This window comes from Tannerella serpentiformis, assembly GCF_003033925.1.
In the GTDB taxonomy this organism is placed as follows: domain Bacteria; phylum Bacteroidota; class Bacteroidia; order Bacteroidales; family Tannerellaceae; genus Tannerella; species Tannerella serpentiformis.
Map to the genome: position 1 here is coordinate 1,499,276 of NZ_CP028365.1, position 23,138 is coordinate 1,522,413.

At 56.9% G+C, this 23,138-nt stretch carries 23 protein-coding genes; 13 read left to right on the forward strand and 10 right to left on the reverse strand.

The features are described from left to right. Positions 1 to 14 precede the first annotated feature (14 nt). Together ftsZ and C7123_RS06130 are read left to right on the forward strand one after the other, a co-directional pair. Positions 15 to 1,391 carry a cell division protein FtsZ gene (gene ftsZ, locus C7123_RS06125; RefSeq protein ID WP_037981812.1) on the forward strand — a complete coding sequence of 459 codons (1,377 nt, stop codon included), beginning with the start codon at positions 15 to 17 and terminating at the stop codon, positions 1,389 to 1,391. A gap of 111 nt (positions 1,392 to 1,502) precedes the next feature. Further along, on the forward strand, positions 1,503 to 1,955 hold the full coding sequence (locus tag C7123_RS06130) for a GatB/YqeY domain-containing protein (protein WP_069176155.1): 453 nt from the start codon (positions 1,503 to 1,505) through the stop codon (positions 1,953 to 1,955). Positions 1,956 to 2,341: 386 nt separating this feature from the next. Here the strand turns inward: C7123_RS06130 and C7123_RS06135 are convergent, their stop codons facing one another. Then, positions 2,342 to 2,833: a 3'-5' exonuclease gene (locus C7123_RS06135; protein WP_037986669.1), complete on the reverse strand. Its 492-nt coding sequence runs from the start codon at positions 2,831 to 2,833 to the stop codon at positions 2,342 to 2,344. Positions 2,834 to 3,813: 980 nt separating this feature from the next. Between C7123_RS06135 and C7123_RS06140 the strand changes: the two genes are divergently transcribed. From C7123_RS06140 to tsf, 7 genes are all read left to right on the forward strand, one after another. Next, on the forward strand, positions 3,814 to 4,413 hold the full coding sequence (locus C7123_RS06140; protein ID WP_069176156.1) for a porin family protein: 600 nt from the start codon (positions 3,814 to 3,816) through the stop codon (positions 4,411 to 4,413). 182 nt (positions 4,414 to 4,595) lie between these two features. Next, positions 4,596 to 8,375 carry a DNA polymerase III subunit alpha gene (gene dnaE / locus C7123_RS06145; RefSeq protein WP_069176157.1) on the forward strand — a complete coding sequence of 1,260 codons (3,780 nt, stop codon included), beginning with the start codon at positions 4,596 to 4,598 and terminating at the stop codon, positions 8,373 to 8,375. Between the two features lie 26 nt (positions 8,376 to 8,401). Beyond that, the gene (gene trxA, locus C7123_RS06150; protein ID WP_069176158.1) at positions 8,402 to 8,719 is read left to right on the forward strand and encodes a thioredoxin; all 318 of its coding nucleotides are present in this window, start codon (positions 8,402 to 8,404) and stop codon (positions 8,717 to 8,719) included. Between the two features lie 694 nt (positions 8,720 to 9,413). Beyond that, positions 9,414 to 9,869, forward strand: a complete 456-nt coding sequence (rplM, locus tag C7123_RS06160; RefSeq protein ID WP_037981824.1) for a 50S ribosomal protein L13 — start codon at positions 9,414 to 9,416, stop codon at positions 9,867 to 9,869. 7 nt (positions 9,870 to 9,876) lie between these two features. Then, entirely contained in the window at positions 9,877 to 10,263 is a 387-nt protein-coding gene (rpsI, locus tag C7123_RS06165; RefSeq protein WP_037981825.1) for a 30S ribosomal protein S9, read from the forward strand. 165 nt (positions 10,264 to 10,428) lie between these two features. Beyond that, positions 10,429 to 11,298 (forward strand): 30S ribosomal protein S2, encoded by an 870-nt coding sequence (gene rpsB / locus C7123_RS06170; RefSeq protein WP_069176160.1) that lies wholly within the window; start codon positions 10,429 to 10,431, stop codon positions 11,296 to 11,298. Between the two features lie 39 nt (positions 11,299 to 11,337). After that, positions 11,338 to 12,162 carry a translation elongation factor Ts gene (tsf, locus tag C7123_RS06175; protein WP_037981829.1) on the forward strand — a complete coding sequence of 275 codons (825 nt, stop codon included), beginning with the start codon at positions 11,338 to 11,340 and terminating at the stop codon, positions 12,160 to 12,162. Between the two features lie 865 nt (positions 12,163 to 13,027). Here the strand turns inward: tsf and C7123_RS06180 are convergent. Next, a complete protein-coding gene (locus C7123_RS06180) occupies positions 13,028 to 13,546 on the reverse strand; it encodes a pyridoxamine 5'-phosphate oxidase family protein (protein ID WP_037986571.1) in 519 nt (172 codons plus the stop codon). A gap of 161 nt (positions 13,547 to 13,707) precedes the next feature. Here C7123_RS06180 and C7123_RS06185 point away from each other — a divergent pair, with 161 nt between their 5' ends. Further along, positions 13,708 to 14,106 carry a rhodanese-like domain-containing protein gene (locus C7123_RS06185; protein WP_237269290.1) on the forward strand — a complete coding sequence of 133 codons (399 nt, stop codon included), beginning with the start codon at positions 13,708 to 13,710 and terminating at the stop codon, positions 14,104 to 14,106. 44 nt (positions 14,107 to 14,150) lie between these two features. Here C7123_RS06185 and C7123_RS06190 read toward each other — a convergent pair whose 3' ends face one another. From C7123_RS06190 to C7123_RS06220, 7 genes are all read right to left on the reverse strand, one after another. Next, positions 14,151 to 14,804: an ABC transporter ATP-binding protein gene (locus tag C7123_RS06190; protein WP_069176161.1), complete on the reverse strand. Its 654-nt coding sequence runs from the start codon at positions 14,802 to 14,804 to the stop codon at positions 14,151 to 14,153. Positions 14,805 to 14,837: 33 nt separating this feature from the next. Continuing rightward, positions 14,838 to 15,278, reverse strand: coding sequence for a hypothetical protein (locus C7123_RS06195; RefSeq protein WP_037979148.1), 441 nt, complete (start codon positions 15,276 to 15,278; stop codon positions 14,838 to 14,840). A gap of 59 nt (positions 15,279 to 15,337) precedes the next feature. Further along, complete coding sequence (locus C7123_RS06200; RefSeq protein WP_069176162.1) at positions 15,338 to 16,576, reverse strand: 3-phosphoshikimate 1-carboxyvinyltransferase; 1,239 nt, start codon at positions 16,574 to 16,576, stop codon at positions 15,338 to 15,340. A gap of 86 nt (positions 16,577 to 16,662) precedes the next feature. Beyond that, positions 16,663 to 17,214: a DUF2179 domain-containing protein gene (locus tag C7123_RS06205; protein WP_037997204.1), complete on the reverse strand. Its 552-nt coding sequence runs from the start codon at positions 17,212 to 17,214 to the stop codon at positions 16,663 to 16,665. Between the two features lie 440 nt (positions 17,215 to 17,654). Then, positions 17,655 to 18,458 carry a ribonuclease III gene (gene rnc / locus C7123_RS06210; protein ID WP_069176163.1) on the reverse strand — a complete coding sequence of 268 codons (804 nt, stop codon included), beginning with the start codon at positions 18,456 to 18,458 and terminating at the stop codon, positions 17,655 to 17,657. 20 nt (positions 18,459 to 18,478) lie between these two features. Next, positions 18,479 to 19,735: a beta-ketoacyl-ACP synthase II gene (gene fabF / locus C7123_RS06215; protein ID WP_069176164.1), complete on the reverse strand. Its 1,257-nt coding sequence runs from the start codon at positions 19,733 to 19,735 to the stop codon at positions 18,479 to 18,481. Positions 19,736 to 19,756: 21 nt separating this feature from the next. Next, positions 19,757 to 19,993, reverse strand: coding sequence for an acyl carrier protein (locus C7123_RS06220; protein WP_014224504.1), 237 nt, complete (start codon positions 19,991 to 19,993; stop codon positions 19,757 to 19,759). A 168-nt stretch (positions 19,994 to 20,161) separates the two neighbouring features. Between C7123_RS06220 and purN the strand changes: the two genes are divergently transcribed. Further along, a complete protein-coding gene (gene purN / locus C7123_RS06225) occupies positions 20,162 to 20,749 on the forward strand; it encodes a phosphoribosylglycinamide formyltransferase (protein ID WP_069176165.1) in 588 nt (195 codons plus the stop codon). Between the two features lie 18 nt (positions 20,750 to 20,767). Beyond that, a complete protein-coding gene (locus C7123_RS06230) occupies positions 20,768 to 21,808 on the forward strand; it encodes a glycosyltransferase family 9 protein (protein ID WP_069176166.1) in 1,041 nt (346 codons plus the stop codon). Here the strand turns inward: C7123_RS06230 and C7123_RS06235 are convergent, their stop codons facing one another. Beyond that, positions 21,809 to 22,351 (reverse strand): Fur family transcriptional regulator, encoded by a 543-nt coding sequence (locus C7123_RS06235; RefSeq protein WP_069176167.1) that lies wholly within the window; start codon positions 22,349 to 22,351, stop codon positions 21,809 to 21,811. A gap of 238 nt (positions 22,352 to 22,589) precedes the next feature. Between C7123_RS06235 and C7123_RS06240 the strand changes: the two genes are divergently transcribed. After that, complete coding sequence (locus tag C7123_RS06240; protein ID WP_159049853.1) at positions 22,590 to 23,045, forward strand: hypothetical protein; 456 nt, start codon at positions 22,590 to 22,592, stop codon at positions 23,043 to 23,045. Positions 23,046 to 23,138: the final 93 nt, after the last annotated feature.

Genomic DNA, 23,138 nt, shown 5'->3' on the forward strand with positions numbered 1-23,138 from the left:
AAGCACATACAGCAATGAGTAACGATACAACCCCCCTGCAATTCAACTTCCCAAGAGACACGCGAAAGATCATCAAGGTGGTCGGCGTGGGCGGAGGCGGTGGCAACGCCGTCACGCATATGTTCAAGGAAGGCATACACGACGTCTCCTTCGTACTCTGTAACACCGACAGCCAGGCGCTGTCACGCTCTGACGTGCCCGTCAAGATCGCCCTCGGACGTACCGTCACCGAGGGACTCGGCGCAGGCAACAATCCTGCACGCGCCGAACGTGCCGCAGAGGAGAGCGAGGACGATATCCGCACCATGCTCGACGACGGCACGAAGATGGTCTTCATCACCGCCGGTATGGGCGGTGGCACCGGTACGGGCGCTGCCCCCGAGATCGCTCGTGTGGCCAAAGAGATGGGCCTCCTGACCGTTGGCATCGTCACCATTCCCTTCCTCTTCGAGGGGCCGCCCAAGATCATTCAAGCGCTCAAGGGCGTCGAGGCCATCAGCAAAAACGTCGATGCGCTGCTCGTGGTTAATAACGAACGCCTGAATGAGATCTACCCTGATCTCACCATGCTCAACGCCTTCAAAAAGGCTGACGATACGCTCACGGTGGCCGCCAAAAGCATCGCTGAGATCATCACCCTCGACGGCGTCATCAACCTCGACTTTGCCGATGTCGAGACCACCCTCAAGGACGGTGGCGTGGCCCTCATCAGTAACGGCTACGGACAGGGTGAAGGCCGCCTCCAGCAGGCCATTCAGGATGCCCTCCGCTCACCCTTGCTCAACAATAACGACATCTCCAACGCCAAGAAGATCCTCTTCAACATCTCCTTCAGTAGCAATACGATCGGCGAGGAGGGCAACGAGCTCCGCATGGACGAGGTGAACTATATGACGGAGTTCATGAAGCAATTCGGCGACGATATCGAGGTGATTTGGGGTACCGCCATTGATGAATCGCTCAAGGGCAAGGTCAAATTCACCGTCTTGGCCACCGGCTTCGACCTCAACGACATCCCCGAGATCCGCAGTAAGCGTGACGAGCAACACCTGCTCAAAAGCGAAGACGAGATCATCAAGGAAGAGGAGATCCTCCGCCAGAAGGAGCGCGAGCGCGAGCTCATGGCCAAATACTACGGTCGGAAGACGGAAGACCGACGGCCTGCACGTCGCCCGACTTACAACCTGGCCATCCTCACCGTAGGCGAGTTGGACGACGACGCCATCATCACCCTCCTCGAGGAAAATCCCGCCTACAACCGTGACGCCCGTCTCTTGGCCCGCGCCCGAAGCCGAAGCGGTGGCACATTAAACACCTCCACCACCCGCACCGACATCCCCCCCGTAGGCAAGCCCAGTGGCCGCCCGCGCATCAGCTTTCGCATGGGATGATATAGAGGGTAGAGATTAGAGGGTAGAGGGTAGAATTGATGAGTACCCAGCTCTACCCTCTATCCTCCACCCTCTACCCTCTACCCTCTACCCTCTAAATACAAGTAAACAATGGATTTATTCGATCAAATCAGCGGCGACATCAAAGCCGCTATGTTGGCCAAAGACAAGGTCAAACTCGAGGCGCTCCGTAACGCCAAGAAATGCTTCCTCGAAGCCAAAACCGCCCCCGGTGCGAACGACACCCTCACCGACGAGGCCGCCCTCAGCATCCTCCAAAAGCTCGTCAAGCAAGGCCGCGAGTCCGCCCGCATCTATACCGAGCAGAGCCGTCCAGATCTCGCCGAAGCCGAGCTGGCACAAGTCGCGGCCCTCGAGGGCTACCTGCCGCAGCAACTCTCGCCCGAAGCCCTCGAGACCGAGGTTCGCGCTCTGATTGAGAAGGCAGGTGCCACCAGCCTCAAAGACATGGGACACGTCATGAAAGCCGCCACCGCCGCACTGGCCGGACGAGCCGAAGGCGGAGCCATCTCCGCCGCCGTCAAGAAAATCCTCTCCCAATAAGAGGCTACTCATAGCTTACATTTTTCAAGCAGATCCCCCGTCGCACCCCGTGTGGCGGGGGATCTTACTTTCTATCGAAAGCGCCGGACACATAGAGCCCCCAGCATGTACCCGGCGATAACCTCCCCGGCCCCGGTGGGGCCTTGATTTTCTTTTGTTCCTTTTCTTGCATCAAGGGGCGTCAGGGACGCCAGCCAAGTTTGCCTGGTACCCGGCCAAACTTCCCCGGTCTCGGTGAGGCCTCTTGCATCAAGGGGCGTCAGGGACGCCAGCCAAGTTTGCCTGATACCCGGCCAAACTTCCCCGGCCTCGGTGAGGCCTCTTGCATCAAGGCAAGAAAAGAAGAAGGGAGAAGGCTTCTTGCGGGGCGTATGCGATAGCCCCCCCTACAAGATCCGGATCGCGATCTCTGCGCAAGCCTCCGCGTCGGCCAAGGCATGATGATGCTGAGTGAGGTCGAAGCCACAGGCCGCAGCCACCGTCTCCAGACGATGGTTCGGCAGCTGTTTGAACACCCGTCGTGCCGCCCGACAAGTGCAGTAAAACCGATAGTCCGGATACTCCAACTCGTACCGCTTGAAGGCCGCCCGGAGGCAACTCTCGTCGAACGGACTGTTGTGCGCCACCAATGGCAGTCCCCCGATCAGCGGCACCACCTCCTGCCACACCTCCGGAAACGTCGGCGCGCTGTCCGTGTCCGCCGCCGTGAGCCCATGCACGCGCGTATTCCATGACATATAATAATTCGGCTCCGGGCGGATCAGTCGATAGAGCGAATCCGTCACCCGCCCCGCACGAACCACTACCACCCCCACGCTGCACACGCTACTCCGGTACGGGTTGGCTGTCTCAAAATCTATTGCCGCAAAATCATCCATTGTCAACAGTCGCTTGTTAATCCATTCTCTGACGGCAAAGATACGGCCCGTGCGAGCCCCATGTCGCACGGTCAGGCCCCAGAAACGTCCTGCGCAGGTTCCGCGGCGTTCTATTTCGCCTCGGATCGGCCTTGTGTAGGTCCCGCGGAGGTCTGTTTTGTGGCTAAACTGACAGGGGAAGGCCCCACGGACTGTCATTTTGTCTCCGATCGGTTCCGCGCAGGCCTTACGGGCTGCGTTTGGAGGCTTTCGGAACTTCCCGAAGGCATACTACTCATGGATATAAGTGCTCGGAACTTCCCAGAGAAGTATTACTCATAGATACAGTTCATCGGAACTTCCCGATGCGATTAAACACAGGAATATAAGTATCCGGAATTTTCCGATCGATATAAAATCAATGAAGTAGCCATTCGGATTTTCCCGAAGAGTTATAATCTTGAATTTATACTTTTCGGAGATTCCCGAAAGGATTAGGATCATGTTTTCAATCGATCGGAATATTCCGAAGACTTGTAATATAATGGATAAATGCTTCGGAGTTTTCCGGAGATTAGGATAAGCATATAGATAGGTCTCGGAGCTTTCCGAATAGCTGAAATAGTTAGATAGAATCGTTCGGGAAGTTCCGAAAGCTTTCCAACGTACTCCGTAAGGCCTGCGCGGAGCCGATCGGGGACAAAATGACAGTCCGTGGGGCCTTCCCCTGTCAGTTTAGCCACAAAACGGACCTCCGCAAGATCTTCGCGGGGCTGAGCTGGGGTGAAATAGATGTCCGTGGAGCCTTTGCGGGGCCGAGCTGAGGCGAAATAGATGTCCGTAGGGCCTTTGCTGGGGTAAACTGAGGTGAAATAGAATGCCGCGAGATCTTCGCGGGGATGAGCTGGGGCGAAACGGGGGGCTGCGGGGGCGTTTGCAGCGCGCGTGCCGCGAAAGGTCTACTTTTGTGTATATGAATAACGAGTAACAAGAGACCAACGATGAAAAAGTATCTCCTCCTTCTCCTGGCCGGGCTCTGGACCTGCGCCGCACAAGCTAAGATCATCCCTGGGGTGCGCCTGGGGCTGTCATACAACCAGCTCACGCAGATCGTCGACGAGGAAGTGACCTACGGCGGACGCATCGGATTTGAGGCCGCGGGACTGCTTGACATCCCACTGTCACAGCGCTTTTCGATCGTCCCGGAGCTGGCCGTCGCCAATGAGGGCGGCGCGTACAACTATCTCTATCTCTTTGACGATATGATGATCACCGGACGCCACAGCAGCAGCTATCTCTCGCTCCGCCTGCCGGTCAATATGGTCTACAAGATTCGCTTTGCCGACTGGCAGATGGGCATCATGGCTGGGCCTTTCGCCTCTGTCTCTACACGCGAACGTGAGCACCACGAGTGGATCAGCCGCGAGTTCCGTCGCTTCGATGTGGGGGCTGGCGCGGGGCTTTATGTGGAGTATCACAGCGTCTTTTTCTCTGTCTACGGCCGCACGGGCTTCATCGATAAGTTGCGCCAGAAGCAGCCTTTTGAATCGCAGGTCTACCAAAACAGCGTGGCGCTGTCGTTTGGGTATAGATTTTATTGATCCGCTTGGGGGGCGTCGTCTCTTCTTTTCTTTCTTCCCCTCTGGGTAGGGGCGTATTGAATACGCCCCACGAACGTCCCGCAAGGGGCGAATAATCAAACAGCCGGGTACACGCTGGGGCGTATTCAATACGCCCCTACCCTACCGGCAGGAGAAGCTGTCCCACCACTATCACACACCATATGGAACCCTTCGTTCATCTACACGTTCATTCGCAATACTCGCTGCTCGATGGCCAGTCGTCTATCGATGCGCTGATCGATAAGGCGCAGCGTGACGGCATGCCTGCCATCGCCTTGACCGATCATGGAAACATGTTTGGCATCAAGGAGTTTTACAACAAGGTCAAGAAGAAGAATAGTAAGTACACCGCCACCATCAAGGACTGCGAGAAGGAGCTGCGTGCGCTCAGCGATAAGGAGCATCCGACGGACGAGGAGACGGAGCGCATACGCAAACTCTCGGAGAAGATCAGCACCTGTCGCCAGAGTCTCTTCAAGCCTATCATCGGCTGCGAGTGCTACTGCGCGCGCAACGGTCGGCTCCAGAAGCAGGAAAAGGACGACCTGGGCGGCTGGCACCTCTTGGTCTTAGCTAAGAATTTCACGGGCTACAAGAACCTCATCAAGCTCGTTTCGCTGGCCTGGACGGAGGGCTTTTATCGCAATCCGAGGATCGATAAGGAGCTTTTGGAACGCTATCACGAGGGACTGATCGTCTCCTCGGCTTGCCTCGGGGGCGAGATCCCGCAACTGATCATGGCCGGTAAGCAGGACAAGGCCGAGGAGTCGCTGCTGTGGTTCAAAGGGCTCTTCGGCGAAGATTTCTACCTCGAGTTGCAACGCCACGAGACGCATGCGCCGGATGCGGACATGACGACGTATCCGAAGCAGGTGGAGGTGAACCGGGTGCTGATGGAGCTTTCGCGAAAGCACGGCGTGAAGCTGATCGCTACGAACGACGCGCATTTCGTGAACGAGGATGACGCCGATGCGCACGAGCGACTGATCTGCCTCAGCACAGGCAAGGAGATCAACGACCCGAACCGCATGCGATACTCCAAACAGGAGTGGATCAAGACGACGGCCGAGATGAACGCCATCTTCGCCGATGTGCCCGAGGCGCTGCGCAACACCGTAGAGATCGCTGACAAGGTGGAGATGTACTCCATCGACTCGCCGGCGCTGATGCCCTTCTTCCAGATCGATCCGTCGTTCGGATCGGAGGAGGCGTATCGGGCTAAATACACCGCCAAAGACCTCATGGAGGAGTTCAACGATACGGATGCCGAGGGGCGCGTCGTGTCGGACAATTACCTGCGTCTGGGGGGCTACGAGAAGGTGATCCGCATCAAGTTCGAAGCCGACTACCTGCGCCACCTTACCTTCGAGCGTGCCCGGGAGCTGAACCGTTACGACGGCGTGATCTCGGACGAGGCGCGCGACCGCATCGACTTCGAGCTGAACACGATCAAGAAGATGGGCTTCCCGGGTTACTTCCTCATCGTGCAAGACTTCATCGCAGCGGCGCGTCGGATGGGCGTATCCGTAGGGCCCGGGCGTGGATCGGCCGCAGGATCGGTCGTGGCCTATTGCCTCGGCATTACGGACATCGACCCGATCAAGTACGACCTGCTGTTCGAGCGTTTCCTCAATCCGGACCGTATCTCGATGCCTGATATCGACATCGACTTCGACGACGACGGTCGCAGCGAGGTGCTCAAATGGGTGACGGAGAAATACGGGCAGGATCACGTGGCCCACATCATCACCTATGGCACGATGGCTGCCAAATTGGCCATTAAGGACGTGGCGCGTGTGGAGCAACTACCACTCCGGGAGTCGAATCGGCTGGCTAAGCTGGTCCCCGACCGCGTGAACTCGCTCAAGACGGCCATTGAGGTCGTGCCCGAGCTGAAGGAGGCGGCCAACAGTCCGAACCCCATCCTGCGCGACACGCTGAAATACGCGCAGAAACTGGAGGGCAATGTGCGCAACACCGGTGTGCATGCCTGCGGCGTGATCATCGGTCGGCAGGACATCTCGGACATCGTGCCCGTGGCTACGGCCGAGGATAAGGAGACGAAGGAGACACTGCTCGTGACGCAATATGAAGGCTCCGTGATCGAAGAAACGGGCCTGATCAAGATGGACTTCCTCGGCCTCAAAACGCTTTCGATTATCAAGGAGGCGATCGAGAACATCCGTCAAACGACGGGCGAGGTGGTCGATATCGATAACATCCCCATCGACGACAAACTGACCTACGACCTCTTCTGTGCCGGACGCACCGTGGCCACCTTCCAGTTCGAGTCGGCCGGTATGCAGAAGTATCTCAAGGAACTCCAGCCGACGGAGTTCGAGGATCTCATCGCCATGAACGCCCTCTATCGCCCCGGACCGATGGACCATATCCCCGCCTTCATCGCCCGCAAGCAGGGACGCGAGGAGATCCGTTACGACATCCCCGAGATGGAGCGCTACCTGAAGAATACGTACGGCATCACCGTCTATCAAGAGCAGGTCATGCTCCTCTCGCGCCTCCTGGCCGGCTTTACACGCGGGCAGAGCGACACGCTCCGCAAGGCGATGGGAAAGAAACTCATCGATAAGATGATGGAGCTGAAAGAGAAGTTCCTCGAGGGCGGCGCCCGCAACGGTCACGACCGCAGGACGCTGGAAAAGATCTGGGGCGAGTGGGAGAAATTCGCCTCCTACGCCTTCAATAAAAGTCACGCCACGTGCTACTCCTGGCTGGCTTACCAGACGGCTTACCTCAAGGCCCACTATCCGTCGGAATACATGGCGGCCGTGCTCAGTCGCAACCTCTCGAACATCAAGGAAATCACCAAGGCCATGGACGAATGCCGGGCCATGAAGATCCGCGTCTTGGGGCCGGACGTGAACGAGTCGCACCGCAAGTTTGGCGTCAACCGTAAGGGCGACATCCGCTTCGGACTGGTGGCCGTCAAAGGCATGGGCGAGAGTGCCGCGCTGGCCCTCATCGAGGAGCGCGAAAAGCATGGGCCCTACAAGGACATCTTCGACTTCGTTGAGCGCGTGCCCTCCGCGGCGTGCAACAAGAAGACCCTCGAAACGCTGGCCATCTCAGGCGCCTTCGATAGCCTCGGCGTCGACCGCGAGCCCTTCTTCGTGGAGAACGATCGCAAGGAGACCTTCACCGACGTCCTCCTGCGCTACAGCAACAAGTTCAAGCTCGACCGTCAGAGCACCTCCTTCTCCCTCTTTGGCGCCGACGACGCCGTGCAGATAGCCCGCCCGGACATCCCGCGCTTCGACGCCTGGAGCGCCCTGGAGCGCCTCAATCGCGAGAAGGAGCTGGTCGGCATCTACCTCTCGGCCCACCCCCTGGACGAGTATCGCATCATCCTCAACCACGTCTGCAACATGACCATGCAGGACGTCGACAGCCGCGAATGGGAGAGCTTCCAAGGCCGACAACTCTCGCTCGGAGGCATCGTCACCGGCTATCGCGAAGGCCTCACCAAGAACGGCAAGCCCTACGGCATCATCCGTATCGAAGACCTTTCCGGCAGCGGTGAGATCCCTCTCTTTGGCGATGACTACATCAACTTCGGCAAGTACGGCCGCGAAGGGCTCTACCTCTTCGTCAACGCCACCGTGCAGCCGCGGCGCTGGAAGGAGTCCGAGTTCGACTTCCGCATCTCCACCATCCGCCTCCTGCAGGACGTCAAGGACAGCCTCGTGCAATCGATCCGCATCAACGCCCCCATCGACGCCCTGAACGAACAAACCATCAGCGAGCTCTCAGCCATCGTCAAGAGCCATCCCGGTAAGACGCAGCTCAGCTTCTACATCCTCGGTCGCGACCACGTGGCATTGAATTTGTATTCCCACGACGTCCGTATCCGCGTCACCGAGGAGCTTGTCGACTTCATTCGCGAGTCTGGCAACATGGACTTCACCATCAATCAATCATAATTCAACATCAAAAAACAGTATCAATCATGTCAGTAGTAAACGTATCAGATGCAAACTACAAGGAAGTGTTAGCAGCCGGCCAGCCGGTAGTACTTGACTTTTGGGCCGAATGGTGTGGTCCCTGCCGCATGGTCAGCCCCATCATCGACGAGCTGGCCGAGGAGTACGACGGCCGCATCACCGTCGGTAAGGTCAACGTAGACGAGAACGACACCGTCGTGGCCGAATACGGTATCCGTAACATCCCCACCGTCCTCTTCTTCAAAGACGGACAGGTGGTCGACAAGCAAGTCGGCGCCGGACAGAAAGCCGCCTTCGTGGAGAAGATGAATAAGCTGCTTTAAGCCGATCTCGTCTTTTCCCCCACACCTCATCGCCATCCGGGGACGGCGCCTCACTCCACCTATGAACAGGAGCGAGGCCCGTCCCCGGATTCTTTTATGCCCCCGTCTCCGGAAGGCTTTGAGACAGCGACTCCGAGCCAAACTCTCGCTTATCGGCCCCGAAAAACACTGGCAGGCCGCCTGCCAAGACCATCGGACACTTCGGTGACGTTGTCAGGCCGCCTGCCGGGGCTACCGGACACTCCGGTGACGTTGTCAGGCCGCCTGCCAGGGCTATCGGACACTCCGGTGACGTTGTCAGGCCGCCTGCCAGGGCTATCGGACACTCCGGTGATGTTGTCAGGCCGCCTGCCAGGGCTATCGGACACTCCGGTGATGTTGGCAGGCGGCCTGCCAGAGCTATCGGACACTCCAGTGATGTTGTCAGGCCGCCTGCCAGAGGCAACCGCTCAAAAATGGGCCAGAAAGTCGCCGCTTAGAGGCGATTCCCCGCCTCCCATAGGCCTGACCGCAGGCCTGCGCCTTGGATTGCGTATGTGGCGAAAAGGTCTACTTTTGCGACCCGATTATTATCAAACGTGTTAAATGATTCGTCTTTAGCGTCTTGCTGAATGCTCACCCCAGTGTCCGGGAGAATCAAACGGCAGACGAGGAAAGACCCCATTGTAGATTTTCTAATTAAAAGGTAAAGCAAGTGGATACGTTAAGTTACAAGACCATTTCTGCGAACAAAGCAACCGTAAACAAGGAATGGGTGGTCGTCGATGCAGACGGCCAAACGTTGGGACGCCTGTGCTCCAAGATCGCCAAGTTGCTCCGGGGCAAGTACAAACCCAACTTCACTCCGCACGTGGATTGCGGAGACAATGTCATCGTGATTAATGCCGACAAAGTCGTTTTGACCGGCAACAAGTGGAACGATCGCGTCTATTTGAGCTACACCGGCTACCCCGGTGGACAGCGCGAGACAACCCCCGCACGCCTCAAGGCCAAGGGTGAAGATCGCCTCTTCCGCAAAGTGGTAAAAGGCATGCTGCCCAAAAATCGTCTGGGCGATAAGCTGCTCGGCAACCTCTACGTGTATGCCGGCACCGAACACAAACATGAGGCGCAACAGCCCAAGTCGATAGATATTAATTCACTCAACTGAAGAATTCATGGAAACAGTAAATGCAATCGGAAGGCGTAAAGCCGCCATCGCACGCGTGTATATCAGCGAAGGAACGGGCAAGATCACGGTCAATCGCCGCGAACTGGCCGACTATTTCCCCTCCTCCATCCTGCAGTTCGTCGTTAAGCAACCCCTGAACACCCTCAGCGTGGCCGAGCAGTACGACATCAAGCTCAACCTCGTAGGCGGAGGCTTCAAAGGACAATCCGAAGCAGCCCGTCTGGCCATCACCCGTGCATTGATCAAGATCAATCCCGAGTCGAAGCCTGCACTGAAGGCTGAAGGATTCGTCACCCGCGACCCCCGTGAGGTGGAACGTAAGAAACCGGGACGTCCCAAAGCACGCAAGCGCTTCCAGTTCAGCAAACGTTGATGTATACCTATATATACACCTCCCAAACAGGAAGTAGACAGAGAGAAGACGTTTAGTATCTAAATCATGCGGATTCTCAGCCCATACATGCTGAGAGGCAGATAGAGACTACCGCACGATTGATCCTACGAACAGAGAAAGTAAACGATCATAACACCCCAAGAAATGTCAAGACTTAGTTTCGAACAGTTATTAGAAGCAGGCGTACACTTCGGACACTTAAAAAGGAAGTGGAACCCTGCCATGGCTCCATACATCTTCATGGAGCGCAACGGTATTCACATCATCGATCTGTATAAAACAGCCGCCAAGGTGGACGAGGCCGCCGATGCCCTCAAGAACATCGCCGCCGGTAAGGGACGCATCCTTTTCGTGGCCACCAAGAAGCAGGCTAAGCAGATCGTAGCCGAAAAGGCCTCCTCCGTAGGTATGCCCTACGTCATCGAGCGCTGGCCCGGAGGCATGCTTACCAACTTCCCCACCATCCGCAAGGCCATCAAGAAAATGTCCACCATCGACAAGATGAGTAAGGACGGCACGTTTGATAACCTCTCCAAGCGCGAAAAACTCCAAATCACCCGCCAGCGCGCCAAGCTCGAGAAGATGCTCGGCTCTATCGCTGACCTCAACCGCTTGCCATCGGCACTCTTCGTCGTAGACGTACTCAAGGAGCACATCGCCGTACGCGAAGCACAGCGCCTCGGCATTCCCGTCTTCGCCATCGTCGACACCAACTCCGATCCGAGCAATATCGACTTCGTCATCCCCGCTAACGACGACGCCACCAAGTCCATCGAGCTGATCGTCGGCACCGTCTGCCAGGCCATTCACGAAGGCCTCCAAGAGAGCAAGGCCCGCGATAAGGAAGAAGACGAGCGCAACCACGCCGCTGAAGAGGGAGCCGGCGAAGACAATCCGCGTCGCGATCGCCGCGCCAAGTCGAACGCCCGCCGCTCACGTCGTGACGACGAGGCTCGTCCTGCAGCCGAAGCTGAAGCCTCGGCCGCCGAAGGACAAGCCACCTCAGAGGAATAACGAATCCACATAAACCAAACAAAGGAGAATCATAGCAATATGGCAGTAACAATGGCAGATATCACCCACCTCCGCAAGATGAGCGGAGCCGGGATGATGGATTGCAAAAAGGCTTTGGAAGAAGCCGACAACGACTTTGAAAAGGCAATGGAGATCATTCGCAAGAAGGGTCAGGCTGTGGCCGCCAAACGCTCCGACCGCGAGGCCGCCGAAGGCTGCGTGCTCGCAGCCGACGAGGGCGGATTCGCCGCCATCGTGGCCCTGAAATGCGAAACCGACTTCGTAGCCAAGAATGCTGACTTTGTGGCGCTGACACAGGACATCCTGAACGCCGCCATGACCGGCAAACCCGCCTCGAAAGAGGCCCTTCTCGCAGCCACGCTGCAGGGAGGCCGCACGGTAGAGAACCACATCACGGACCGCATCGGTGTCACCGGCGAGAAGATGGAGCTCGGATACTACGAGTCCGTCCAAGGCGCCGCCACCGTCTCCTACATCCACCCGGGCAACAAGCTCGCGTCGATTGTAGCCTTCAACGAGCCGGTCGACCACCACGTAGCGCGCGAGATCGCCATGCAGGTGGCCGCCATGAACCCCGTGGCTGTGACCCCGGACGAGGTGCCCGCCCATGTGCTCGACACCGAGCGTGAGGTGGCCCGCGACAAGGCCCGTCAGGCCGGTAAGCCCGAGAATCTGCTCGACCGCATCGCCGAGGGCGCCCTCCAGAAGTATTTCAAAGAGAACACCCTCCTGCAGCAGGAGTACGTCAAGGATGCCAAATTGACCGTCCAACAATACCTGCAGCAGCAGAGCAAGACGCTCACCGTAACCGCCTTCAAGCGTGTCACGTTGAACGTGGACTAAATAACTGGACTTTCGCATACAAGAATTCAGTTTAGTAAGGAGAAGGAGCTGCCTGTAAGGTGTGGCTCCTTCTTTTTTGCCATAAAGGGAGCGGCGGTCGGCCGATCTCTTGACAAAAGGCCCCGTCTGCATCTGTAGGCGGGGCTTTTCATTTCGTCAAAATGACGGCAGCGCCTCCGACAGCCGATTATTGCCCGTCGAAGCCCAATAGGACTGCAAGGAAAGCATTTTTCCATGAGAAATAGGACTTTTATATGCTATGAGAGTAAATGAACAATCGAAAATCTATTCTTATAGGCTATGATAGTTTACTTTCAATTGGATATCTATTTTCATAGACTATGAGGATACGTTTTTATATGTAATCGAGAAGTTATCGTATAGGTGAGGAGTATTTATACGAAGTATATTTTTTATAGACGATGTGAGATGTTGTTCAGATAATATCAAGTTATTATATGGTATATGAGATAGTTCTCTTATGGGAAATGATTTTCATAGCTGATGAAGTATTGGATAGAGGTAAATAGAATCTGTCATAGACTGTGGATATAGCTTTTCAAAGAAGGAAGAATGTTCATAGTCTATGAAAGTTGGTTTTTAGATGAAATACGATCATCATAGCTGATGAATTATTGTATAGAGATAGAGTCAATTCGTCATAGAGTATGGCTATGGCTTTTCAAAGAAGGAGTGATATTTATAGTCTATGGAAGTTGTTCTTTATATGAAATATGATTTTCATAGCTGATGAAAGTCGTGTTTCGATTGAAAGAATGGTTTTATAGCAGTATCTGGCCAATGGAAAAAAGAAAAAGCCTCGACTCCGGGTGGAGACGAGGCTTCGACAGTTATAAAAGAGGCGTCAATCGGGGGTGGCGCCTGTGGGACGGATCACTTTCTGCTTGCCCGAGGCGCAGTCGATGTCGATACGGATGATCTCGGTGCGGTGGAAGGACTTTTCGGCGTACTTCAGTCCGACGACCTTGTCGTTGGGGCTGTACTTATCGATGAGGAGCTCGAGGGCGTGCATGCGCTCCTCGGGCGGGAGGCCGCGGAGGGCACGGCCGCGCAGGAGGACGCTCTCGTAGGCCGTGGTGAAGCCGGCGGGGACGACGCGCGTGTGGCCGACGACGGTGAAGGTGACTAATGGACGGAGGTCGAGGCAGCGGAGCTTGTGGCCCTCGGGGCCGCAGTGCAGGTAGATGCGGTCGGTGGAGGGTTCGAAGACGTAGCTGATGGGGATGCCGTAGCCAGCGACGGCATCGGCGCGGGTTTCGACGAGGGCCAGAAAGCCGTATTCGCCTTCGTGAAGGATTTGCAGGGCGCGGGCCTCGTCGAGGAGGCGGTCTTGGCGCCGGACGGATGTGTTGTCGTAACGCATAATGGGTGATGGTTTTAATGAGGTGAATGAATGTCTTCCTTTTCTTGCCTTGATGCAAGGGCCTCTACCGAGGCCGGAGAAGCTGGCCGGGCGCCGGGCAAAACTTGGCGGGCGGCCTTGATGCCCTATTTTTGGCGCCGATATTTTTAATGCAAACACTAATGATCAAGTTACTTATGTCATTATTCTCGGTATGGCTCTCGATGGCGTGCGCGCCGTCGGAAGGGGCCGAAGGTGGAATCACGTCGCTGACGGCGGCGGAGTTTGAGGCACTGCTGGCACGCGATCAGGCGGTACAGTTGGTGGATGTGCGTCGGCCGGACGAGTTCGCGGCGGGCCATATCAATGGGGCGCAGCTGATCGACGTGACGGCGTCGGACTTCCTTGACCGTGCGCAAAAGTCGCTCGACGCGCAGCGTCCGGTGGCCGTCTATTGTCGCAGCGGAAAGCGAAGCATGCGGGCGGCGCAGATGCTGCAAAAGGCGGGCTTCCGGGTGATCTACAATCTGGACACGGGCTACTTAGGCTGGGCCGAATATCAGGCCGGGAAGAAGCGCTGAACGCGGGCTGCGGCCTGTGCTTTTAAGCGTAACGAGGGGTGGTGTCAATCGATAATGACGCCATCCCTCATTCGTATCGTGCGATCGGCTTGGGCGGCGAGGGATTCGTCGTGGGTGACGATGACGAAGGTCTGGCCCAGGTCGCGACGAAGATCGAAGAAGAGACGGTGAAGCTCGTCCTTGCTGTGCGAGTCGAGGCTGCCCGAGGGCTCGTCGGCCAAGACGACGCTGGGCCGGTTGATGAGGGCGCGGGCCACGGCGACGCGTTGCTTTTCGCCGCCGGAGAGCTCGGCCGGCTTGTGGGTGATGCGGTCGGAGAGGTGGAGGAAGTCGAGCAGTTCGCGCGCCTTACGTTCGGCTTCGGCGGCAGAATCGCGGGCGATGAGGGCGGGGATCATGACGTTTTCGAGGGCCGTGAACTCGGGTAGGAGTCGGTGGAACTGGAAGACGAATCCGATGTGTTGGTTGCGGAAGGCGGCCATGCGCCGTTCGTTGAGGGTGAAGGGGTCGACGCCGTCGATGATGACGTGGCCCGAGTCGGGTCGGTCGAGCGTGCCGACGATCTGCAGGAGGGTTGTTTTGCCGGCGCCGCTGGGTCCGACGATGGCGACGATCTCGCGGTCATGCACCTCGATGTCGATGCCTTTGAGGATCTGTAGCCGGTCGAAGCGCTTGGTGATGGCGTGGGTTTGGATCATGTTGTCTCGATATGAATGAAAGTTTTCAGCGTCTCACCCTCGACTGTCGCGCAGCTCTTCGACGATGAGTAGGGTTTCGGCTTTGAGGGCGTCGGGCAGGGCGATGTCGCGGAGTTGGAGGCTGCGTATCCAGCCGGGCACCTCGTCCTGGCGGAGGGTGTAGAGCACTTCGCGAAACTCCTCCACGACGGGTTCGGCATAGGCATCGGAGGGTGTGCCACGGTAGGCGTCAAGCTCTTCGTCGTCGTAATACTCGGCCTTCCGACCGGCGGCAACGGCAGCCAGGAGGCTGTCGCGCTCGCACGTTTCGTGCTGTCCACAGCAGCCCTCGGGAATGACGGTCTGAGGCGTTTCATCCTCCATCGAGGCGATCTCGCCCCGCTCGAATCGTTGCCGACGACGGCGGCGATCCCATTGCCCCAGGCCGGCGGCCACGAGGCCTAACACTACGATACTGATCAGGATATACCACATGGTGAAACAAATTTCTAAGAAGCGTAAAGTGAAATATGAGGGGGGGCGAAACGAGGGCGTCAGAACCGGAAGCCGGCGGCGCGGAGGTCGTCCCAGAAACGGAGGTAACTCTTGGTGACTACTTCGGGGTGTGCGATGGTGACGCCACCCGGACGGACGAGTGCAAGGGGTGCGAAGGCCATGGCCATGCGGTGGTCATCGTAGGTGGCGACTGTGGGCGTAGCTTCGGGCGGGCAACGCGTGCCGTCCCACTGGAGGGTACGGCCGTCGTGCTCCGTGAGGACGAAGCCGAAGCGGTGGAGCTCGGTTTGTAGGGCGGCCAGCCGATCCGTCTCCTTGATGCGCAGGCTTTGCAGGCCGTCGAAGCGGAAGGGCAGGCCGAGCGCGGCGCAGGTGACGACGAGCGTTTGGGCCATGTCGGGGATCAGGACGCAGTCGCACGTGAAGCGCTCGGGCTGGCGATGGCCGGGCAGCCGGTCGAGGCGTAGGCCGCGGTCGGTGAAGGTGGTGCGTACGCCGAGGCGCTCGAATAGCGCAGCAATGGCGGCGTCGCCCTGCAGACTGTCCGGCGTGAGGCCCAACAGCTCTACCGTGGCCGTGGTATCCCGAGCGAGGGCCACCATCTCGTACCAATACGAGGCCGCGCTCCAGTCGGCCTCTACGGTGAAGGGCACGGCGCGGATCGGCTGCGGTGCCACGCGGAACGTCCGCCCGCCATCGGACTCCTCTACCACAACGCCGAAGCGACGCATCAGCCCGACGGTCATCCTGAGATAAGTCTCCGACACGGTGGCACCCGTGAGCCGAAGCTGCAGGCCGCGTTCCATCGTGGGCGCCACCATCAGCAGGGCGGAGAGGAACTGCGAACTGACGCCGCTATCCATCGTCACCTCGCCGCCGCGCAGCCTCTGGCCGACGATCCGGAGCGGCGGATAGCCCTCGCGCTCGGTGTAGGCGATGTCGGCCCCGAGTCCCCGGAGGGCGTCGACCAGGAGGCCGATGGGGCGCTGACGCATGCGGGCGCTGCCTGTCAGCAGGCGGGTGCGGCCGGGCCGGGCGGCGAAGTAGGCGGTGAGGAAACGCATGGCTGTGCCGGCGGCGCCGATGTCGACGGTCTCGTCTGCCGACCGAAGCGCGTGTTGCAGGGCGCGGCCGTCGTCGCTGTCGGCCAGGTTGATGAGGGGCGCGGCCTCGGGGGCGAGTGCGCTGAGTATCGAGACGCGATTGCTGATGCTCTTCGAGGCGGGCAGCGTGACGGTGGCTTGCAGGTGGTCGGGGGCTTTGAGGTTGTATTGCATAGAGGGTATAGAGGGTAGAGAATAGAGGGTAGAGAATAGAGGGTAGAGAATAGAGGGTAGAGGGTGGAGAGTAGAGGGTGGGCCGGTTATTTGCCCAGTCGGGGTGCTCCGGCGGCGGAGAAGAAGCCTTTGCGTTTGGAGCGGATGTCGGTGATCACGTAGAAGGCGTTCGGGTCGAAGGTGGTGACGAGGTTGACTACGCGGCGCTCGGATTTCCGACTGACGACGGTTTCGATGATCGAGACTTCGGAAATGGCGCCTTCACCGCGGATATGGGTCGAGCCGAAGCCGTTCGTGTTCAGTTCGTGGATCAGCGCGGCGCTGCCCTTCTTGGTGTAAATGCGAATGAGGAAGTAGCCGAGGGCGATCTTGTTTTCGACCAGTATGCCGACGAAGTTGCCCGCCGCGTAGCCGCCGGCGTAAGCCAGGTAGGCGGTGAGGTCGTTGGCGTGCGAAAAGATCTGCGAGATGACCACGACCCAGATGAAGACCTCGAAAAATCCGACGATGGGCGCCTTCATCTTCTCGCCCTTCGATACGAAAATGATGCGCAGCGTGCCCAGTGTCACGTCGCAGATACGCCCGAAGAAGATCACGAGCGGCAGTGCCCAGGGGTAGGCTTGTAGGAAATCAAACATGATGGATGGTTTTGGATGTGAATAATCGAATGAAAGCAACGTCTCGTTCGGGAGACGCGGACAAAAGTACGCCAAAGACCCACGGAGGGGCTCCGGTGGGCAATTGACTCAGTCAAACGGCCGAAAAAGTTTTTTTCGTGCGATTGTACGATACAATGGGCCGAAAGGGTTTCTCGCGATTGTACGATACAATGGGCCGAAAAAGTTTTTTTCGTGCGATTGTACGATACAATGGGCCGAAAAAGTTTTTTTCAAGCGATTGTACGATACAATGGGCTGAAAAAGTTTTTTTCTCGTGATTGTACGATACAATGGGCCGAAAAAGTTTTTTTCTCGTGATTGTACGATACAATTGGCCCATAACAACAGAAGGAGCCGATAATCGATCGATTATTGGCTCCTTCTGTTTGGGATGATTATCAGCGATAAACAGCCCGCAACTACTCCGGTTGTGCTTCGCTCAGCACGTCCGGGGTGGCCCTGGCCTCGAGGACTCGTTGGCGGAGTTCGGCAAGCAGCGTCTGCGCCTCGCGGTCGTACCGAATCTTTTTGATGGCCTTCTTGGCCGCTATCTGTTGCGATTCCTTTTTGGTGTATCCGGAGCCCGTTCCGAAGGGCATGTCCTCGATATGGACAGTGCTTTGGAACATGCGGTTGCCGTTCTGGTCGGTCGACGTCTCGTTCAGGACAAAGGCGATGCGCAGCTTCGCTTTCTGCCCCCATTCTAAGAGGTTCGACTTGAAGTTCACTTCCTTCTGCGCCACCTTATCCAGGGGCGTGTATCGGTCTATCATGCGCTCCTGCACGAAGCGTCGGCAGCGTCGGTAGCCCTGATCCAGATAGATGGCGCCGATGAGCGCCTCCAGAGCATTGCCGAGGATGTAACTGTTGTGCGTCTGTGGGCGCACGGTGGAGACCATCATCTTGTCCAGTCCCATCTCGAGGGCGATGCGGTTGAGCGTCTCGCGCTGCACGATCTTCGACCTTGTGCTGGTCAGGAAGCCCTCCTTTTGGTTGGGGAAATGCTTGTAGAGGATGTCGGCCACGGCGATGCCCAGCACGGCGTCGCCTAGGAACTCCAGTCGCTCGTTGTCGTTCGAGCGCTTGCCCTCGGGCGTGTTGTGCGACGAGCGGTGGGTGAAGGCCTGCTCGTAGAGCCACATGCTGTTCGGATAGAATCCCAACATGCGATACATCGATGAATAAGGCTCCTTGTTCCTGAGAACAAAGAGCCTTGCTATCATTTGGAAAAAACGATTCACCGTTACTTCTCGAATTTCTTGACGATCACGCTGGCGTTATGCCCGCCGAAGCCGAACGTGTTAGAAAGCGCCGCGCGAACGGTGCGTTTCTGGGCCTTATTGAAGGTGAAGTTCAGCTTGTAGTCGATCTCCGGGTCGTCGTCGCCCTCGGCGTGGTTGATCGTCGGCGGCACGATGTCGTTCTTCACCGCCAGCACCGATGCCAATGCCTCGACGGCTCCGGCGGCGCCGAGCAGGTGGCCCGTCATGGACTTCGTCGAGCTGATATTCAGTTCGTAGGCATGATTACCGAAAACTTGCTTGATAGCTCGCACTTCGGAGATGTCGCCGATTGGCGTCGAAGTCCCGTGCACGTTGATATAATCGATGGCGTCGGGTGTGAGATCGGCGTCTTCCAGCGCGTTTTGCATCACTAAGATGGCGCCTAAGCCTTCTGGATGACTGGCCGTCAGGTGGTACGCGTCGGCCGAGAGACCAGATCCCACCACTTCGGCGTAGATCTTCGCTCCGCGAGCCACGGCGTGCTCCATCTCTTCCAACACCAGCCCCGCGGCACCTTCGCCAAGCACGAATCCGTCACGGCTACCGCTGAACGGACGTGAGGCGGTCTGCGGCGAATCGTTACGCGTCGAGAGCGCATTCATGGCGTTGAATCCGCCCACGCCCACGATGGCCACGGCTGCTTCCGCTCCGCCGGCTACGATGACGTTGGCCTTACCCAGTCGGATATAGTTGAACGCATCGGCGATCGCATTCGTCGACGAAGCGCAGGCTGAAACGGTGGCAAAGTTTGGCCCCCGGAAACCGTATTTGATCGAGATATGTCCCGCTGCAATGTCTGCAATGATCTTAGGGATGAAGAAGGGGTTGAAGCGTGGTCCACGCTCCTCGTTGTAGTCCCGCACCTCGTCCTCAAACGAGCGGATCCCTCCGATACCGGCGGCGAAGATGACCCCGATCCGGTTCAGGTCTTCCTTCTCCAAGTCCAATGCGGCGTCTTCGATCGCTTCGGTGGCCGATACGAGCGCCAACTGAGCGTAGCGGTCGTATTTGCGCGCCTCTTTTCGGTCAAAGTGTTTCGATGCATCGAAGCCCTTCACCTCGCAGGCAAACTGCGTCTTGAATTTGGAGGCATCAAACTGAGTGATGGGCCCGGCTCCGCTCACCCCGTTCAGTAACGCCGCCCACGTTTCCGGGGCGGTGTTTCCGATCGGAGTGATGGCTCCAAGGCCCGTCACTACGACTCTTTTTAATTCCATGACGAATAAAAAGCGTGGGGATTACTTCGCGTTTGCTTCGATATAAGCAATGGCGTCTCCTACCGTGGAGATCTTCTCAGCCTGATCATCCGGAATCGAAAGACCGAACTCCTTCTCAAACTCCATGATCAACTCTACTGTGTCGAGAGAGTCTGCACCCAAGTCGTTGGTGAAGCTCGCTTCGTTTGTTACTTCCGATTCCTCGACACTCAACTTGTCCACAATAATCGCCTTTACGCGAGATGCTACATCAGACATAATTCTAAGTTTTAAAGATTAGTGTAATACTACATTTTTACATTTGCGCCGCAAAGGAAAGTATTTTCCCCCGTCACTCATTGGTTTTGTCCTATAAAAAACCCCAAATCCTGCACATTCGCGCTTTGTTTGTGCACTTCATAGCTCCACAATTGATCCATAATCGAAATGAGACGAATAGCCATCCTCGCTTCGGGCAACGGTAGCAACGCCGAAAACATTGCCCGATATTTCTCCGGAAATAGGTCCGTAGACATCGTTTTTATCTGCTCCAACAATCCCCGCGCACGGGTTCACGAACGGGCCGCACGCTTAGGGATCCCCTCCATGACCTTTTCCAATGCAGACTTCGCCGACGGTACAGCGGTGCTCAAGAAACTCTCCGAGGCTGCGATTGATTTCATCGTCTTGGCTGGATTCATGAACAAGATCCCCGACGTGATACTCCAGGCCTATCCGGAGAGAATCCTGAACATTCATCCCGCCCTCCTGCCCCGCCACGGAGGCAAGGGTATGTATGGCATGCATGTGCATGAGGCCGTGATCGCAGCTGGCGACAGGGTGACGGGCATCACCATACATTATATTAATAGCTGCTACGACGAGGGACGTATCGTCTTTCAGGCGCAATGCCCTGTATTGCCCGGCGACAGCGCCTTAGAGGTGGCTACGCGGGTGCATGCACTCGAATACGCTTACTATCCGCAGGTGATTGAGCATGTGCTATGTGGAAGTCCCCTTCCTGATCAGGCCTAATCGTCAGACCACACGTCTATGGCAAAGACGCTCATCATCCGACTCTCGGCCATCGGCGACGTGGCTATGACTATCCCCATCATCTATTCCGTCGCACGTGCTCACCCAGAGGACGCGTTTACGGTGCTGACGCAGCCCTTCCTTACTACGCTTTTTATTCACCGTCCGGAGAATGTGACCCTCGTCGGGGTCGATACGAAGGGTGCGGAGCACTCGCTGTGGGGCGTTGTGCGATTGGCCCTTCGGCTGACGCATGAACGATTTGACCGAGTGGTGGATCTGCACAATGTGATCCGTAGCCGAGCGATTGGACTCGTGTTTCAATTGCGGGGAGTACCCGTCTATCGGCTGGACAAGATGCGGCGGGAACGTCGGGCATTGACGGCACGTCCGCCTAAAATGATCCGCCCACTACGGCCCGTAACAGAGCGCTATGCTGACGTCTTTCGGGCAGCTGGACTATCGTTTTCACGCACGTTCGTGTCGCTTTTTGCAGCTCATCCGGTTGACGAGACGGTGATCAGCGAGATGGCTGGAGAGAAGACGGGCCATTGGGTGGGTGTTGCGCCCTTCGCCCGCCATGTGGGCAAGATCTATCCGCCTGCGCAGATGGAGCGGGTGATCGATCTGCTATCCGGACGTGAGGACATCACCTTGTTTCTATTTGGGGGAAAGGGGGACGAGCAAGCGGTGCTTGACCGCTGGGCTGCGGCGCGGCCGCGGGTGCGGAGTATGGCCGGCCGGTACACGCTCAATCAGGAGTTGGCCTTGATCAGCCGCTTGGACGTATTGCTCTGCATGGACTCGGCCAACATGCACTTTGCTGCGCTTGTTGGCACACCGGTCGTCTCTGTTTGGGGCGCCACGCACCCTTTCGCCGGCTTCTATCCGTACGGACTGTCGCCGGAGGACGCCATCCAAGAGGATCTGGATTGTCGCCCCTGCTCCACCTTTGGCGACAAGCCCTGCCATCGTGGCGACTGGGCCTGCATGACGCGTATTGCTCCCGAGCGGATCGTGCGCCGGGTCGTGGAGCGGCTCGGGGGACTCAAACCCTAATCACATTTCGCTTTCGAGCTGCAGGGCCATGGCTTCTTCCGCTTGATTCTCATTCAGCAGCTGTTCAATAGATGGGTGCGTTGGCCGGTTGGTCTTGGTTGCACCTGCACCGGATTCAGCCTGCTTGCGGCGGTTGCATTCGGGGCACAGTCCACGCATATTGAGGCAAACGCTTTCAACAGAATATTCTTCTTCTAACGAAATAGTCGAATACAGGCCTGGAATGGCCAAATCGAAGATGCGATTGCATGAACGACATTGAAAATGAGCGTGCGTAGAGACGTCGCCGTCGAAGCGTGCGTTACGGCCATCGATATCGATCATGATCGCCACACCCTTGCGGATAAACAGTTTCATGGTGTTGTAAACCGTTGTTTTGGAGAGGGAAGGGATCTTAGGCAAGAGCTTCAGATGGATCTCTTCGGCCGTAGGGTGGGTATGGTTGTCTAATAGAAATTGCATGATGGCAATTCGCTGCGTAGAGGGCCTGATGCCATGATCCATCAGGTATTTTCGCGTTAATCTTGATTCTGGCTGCTTCATGTAAAATCTCTTTTATTGGGGGCAAAGATAGAAGGAATATCTATCTGCACCCCCTCGCAATGGGCATACATGCTGCGAACTATACAAAAAATCTGTACGAAACACATTCCAAACGCGAGTTCGGCGAAAGAATGAGGATCCGTATCCCGGAAGAATGTCTTTGATAGAGCGCTAAAGGCAGCGCAGAGCTTTTGGAAATGCTTGCAGCAACGCTGCAAATGCCTCGAGAAACTTTTTGGTGTTTGCAGAACTTCTGCAAACGCCAAAATGGGGAAAAGCGCGCTTGCAGAAGTCCTGCAAACGCCAAAATGGGGAAAAGCGCGCTTGCAGAAGTTCTGCAAACGCCAAAATGGAGAAAAGGGCCTTTGCAGAAGTTCTGCAAACGCCAAAATGGGGAAAAGCGCGCTTGCAGAAGTTCTGCAAACGCCAAAATGGAGAAAAGGGCCCTTGCAGAAGTTCTGCAAACGCCAAAATGGGGAAAAGCGCGCTTGCAGAAGTTCTGCAAACGCCAAAATGGGAAAAAGGGCCCTTGCAGGAACGCTGCAAATGCCCCGAAAAACTTTTTGGCGTTTGCAACAGTGTTGCAAGTCTCACGAAAAACTTTCTGGCGTTTGCAACATTGTTGCAAGCATTTCCGAAAACGATTAGACCATCGCATGGCTCCCGTAGAAACTCTCTGCGGGCTTTATTCTGACGTCGAGCCCCACGCGTGATCATTCGCCTCGTTAACATTCGGATATACGTAATGTTACGTATAGGACGGCTGGAAGAGGTAGGCGTAACTTTG

Bases quoted from the DNA above. Each gene is read 5' to 3' on its own strand.
- ftsZ (WP_037981812.1), top strand. From the start codon at position 15: ATGAGTAACGATACAACCCCCCTGCAATTCAACTTCCCAAGAGACACG.
- C7123_RS06130 (WP_069176155.1), top strand. From the start codon at position 1,503: ATGGATTTATTCGATCAAATCAGCGGCGACATCAAAGCCGCTATGTTG.
- C7123_RS06135 (WP_037986669.1), bottom strand. From the start codon at position 2,833: ATGGATGATTTTGCGGCAATAGATTTTGAGACAGCCAACCCGTACCGG.
- C7123_RS06140 (WP_069176156.1), top strand. From the start codon at position 3,814: ATGAAAAAGTATCTCCTCCTTCTCCTGGCCGGGCTCTGGACCTGCGCC.
- dnaE (WP_069176157.1), top strand. From the start codon at position 4,596: ATGGAACCCTTCGTTCATCTACACGTTCATTCGCAATACTCGCTGCTC.
- trxA (WP_069176158.1), top strand. From the start codon at position 8,402: ATGTCAGTAGTAAACGTATCAGATGCAAACTACAAGGAAGTGTTAGCA.
- rpsI (WP_037981825.1), top strand. From the start codon at position 9,877: ATGGAAACAGTAAATGCAATCGGAAGGCGTAAAGCCGCCATCGCACGC.
- rpsB (WP_069176160.1), top strand. From the start codon at position 10,429: ATGTCAAGACTTAGTTTCGAACAGTTATTAGAAGCAGGCGTACACTTC.
- tsf (WP_037981829.1), top strand. From the start codon at position 11,338: ATGGCAGTAACAATGGCAGATATCACCCACCTCCGCAAGATGAGCGGA.
- C7123_RS06180 (WP_037986571.1), bottom strand. From the start codon at position 13,546: ATGCGTTACGACAACACATCCGTCCGGCGCCAAGACCGCCTCCTCGAC.
- C7123_RS06185 (WP_237269290.1), top strand. From the start codon at position 13,708: ATGATCAAGTTACTTATGTCATTATTCTCGGTATGGCTCTCGATGGCG.
- C7123_RS06190 (WP_069176161.1), bottom strand. From the start codon at position 14,804: ATGATCCAAACCCACGCCATCACCAAGCGCTTCGACCGGCTACAGATC.
- C7123_RS06195 (WP_037979148.1), bottom strand. From the start codon at position 15,278: ATGTGGTATATCCTGATCAGTATCGTAGTGTTAGGCCTCGTGGCCGCC.
- C7123_RS06200 (WP_069176162.1), bottom strand. From the start codon at position 16,576: ATGCAATACAACCTCAAAGCCCCCGACCACCTGCAAGCCACCGTCACG.
- C7123_RS06205 (WP_037997204.1), bottom strand. From the start codon at position 17,214: ATGTTTGATTTCCTACAAGCCTACCCCTGGGCACTGCCGCTCGTGATC.
- rnc (WP_069176163.1), bottom strand. From the start codon at position 18,458: ATGATAGCAAGGCTCTTTGTTCTCAGGAACAAGGAGCCTTATTCATCG.
- fabF (WP_069176164.1), bottom strand. From the start codon at position 19,735: ATGGAATTAAAAAGAGTCGTAGTGACGGGCCTTGGAGCCATCACTCCG.
- C7123_RS06220 (WP_014224504.1), bottom strand. From the start codon at position 19,993: ATGTCTGATGTAGCATCTCGCGTAAAGGCGATTATTGTGGACAAGTTG.
- purN (WP_069176165.1), top strand. From the start codon at position 20,162: ATGAGACGAATAGCCATCCTCGCTTCGGGCAACGGTAGCAACGCCGAA.
- C7123_RS06230 (WP_069176166.1), top strand. From the start codon at position 20,768: ATGGCAAAGACGCTCATCATCCGACTCTCGGCCATCGGCGACGTGGCT.
- C7123_RS06235 (WP_069176167.1), bottom strand. From the start codon at position 22,351: ATGAAGCAGCCAGAATCAAGATTAACGCGAAAATACCTGATGGATCAT.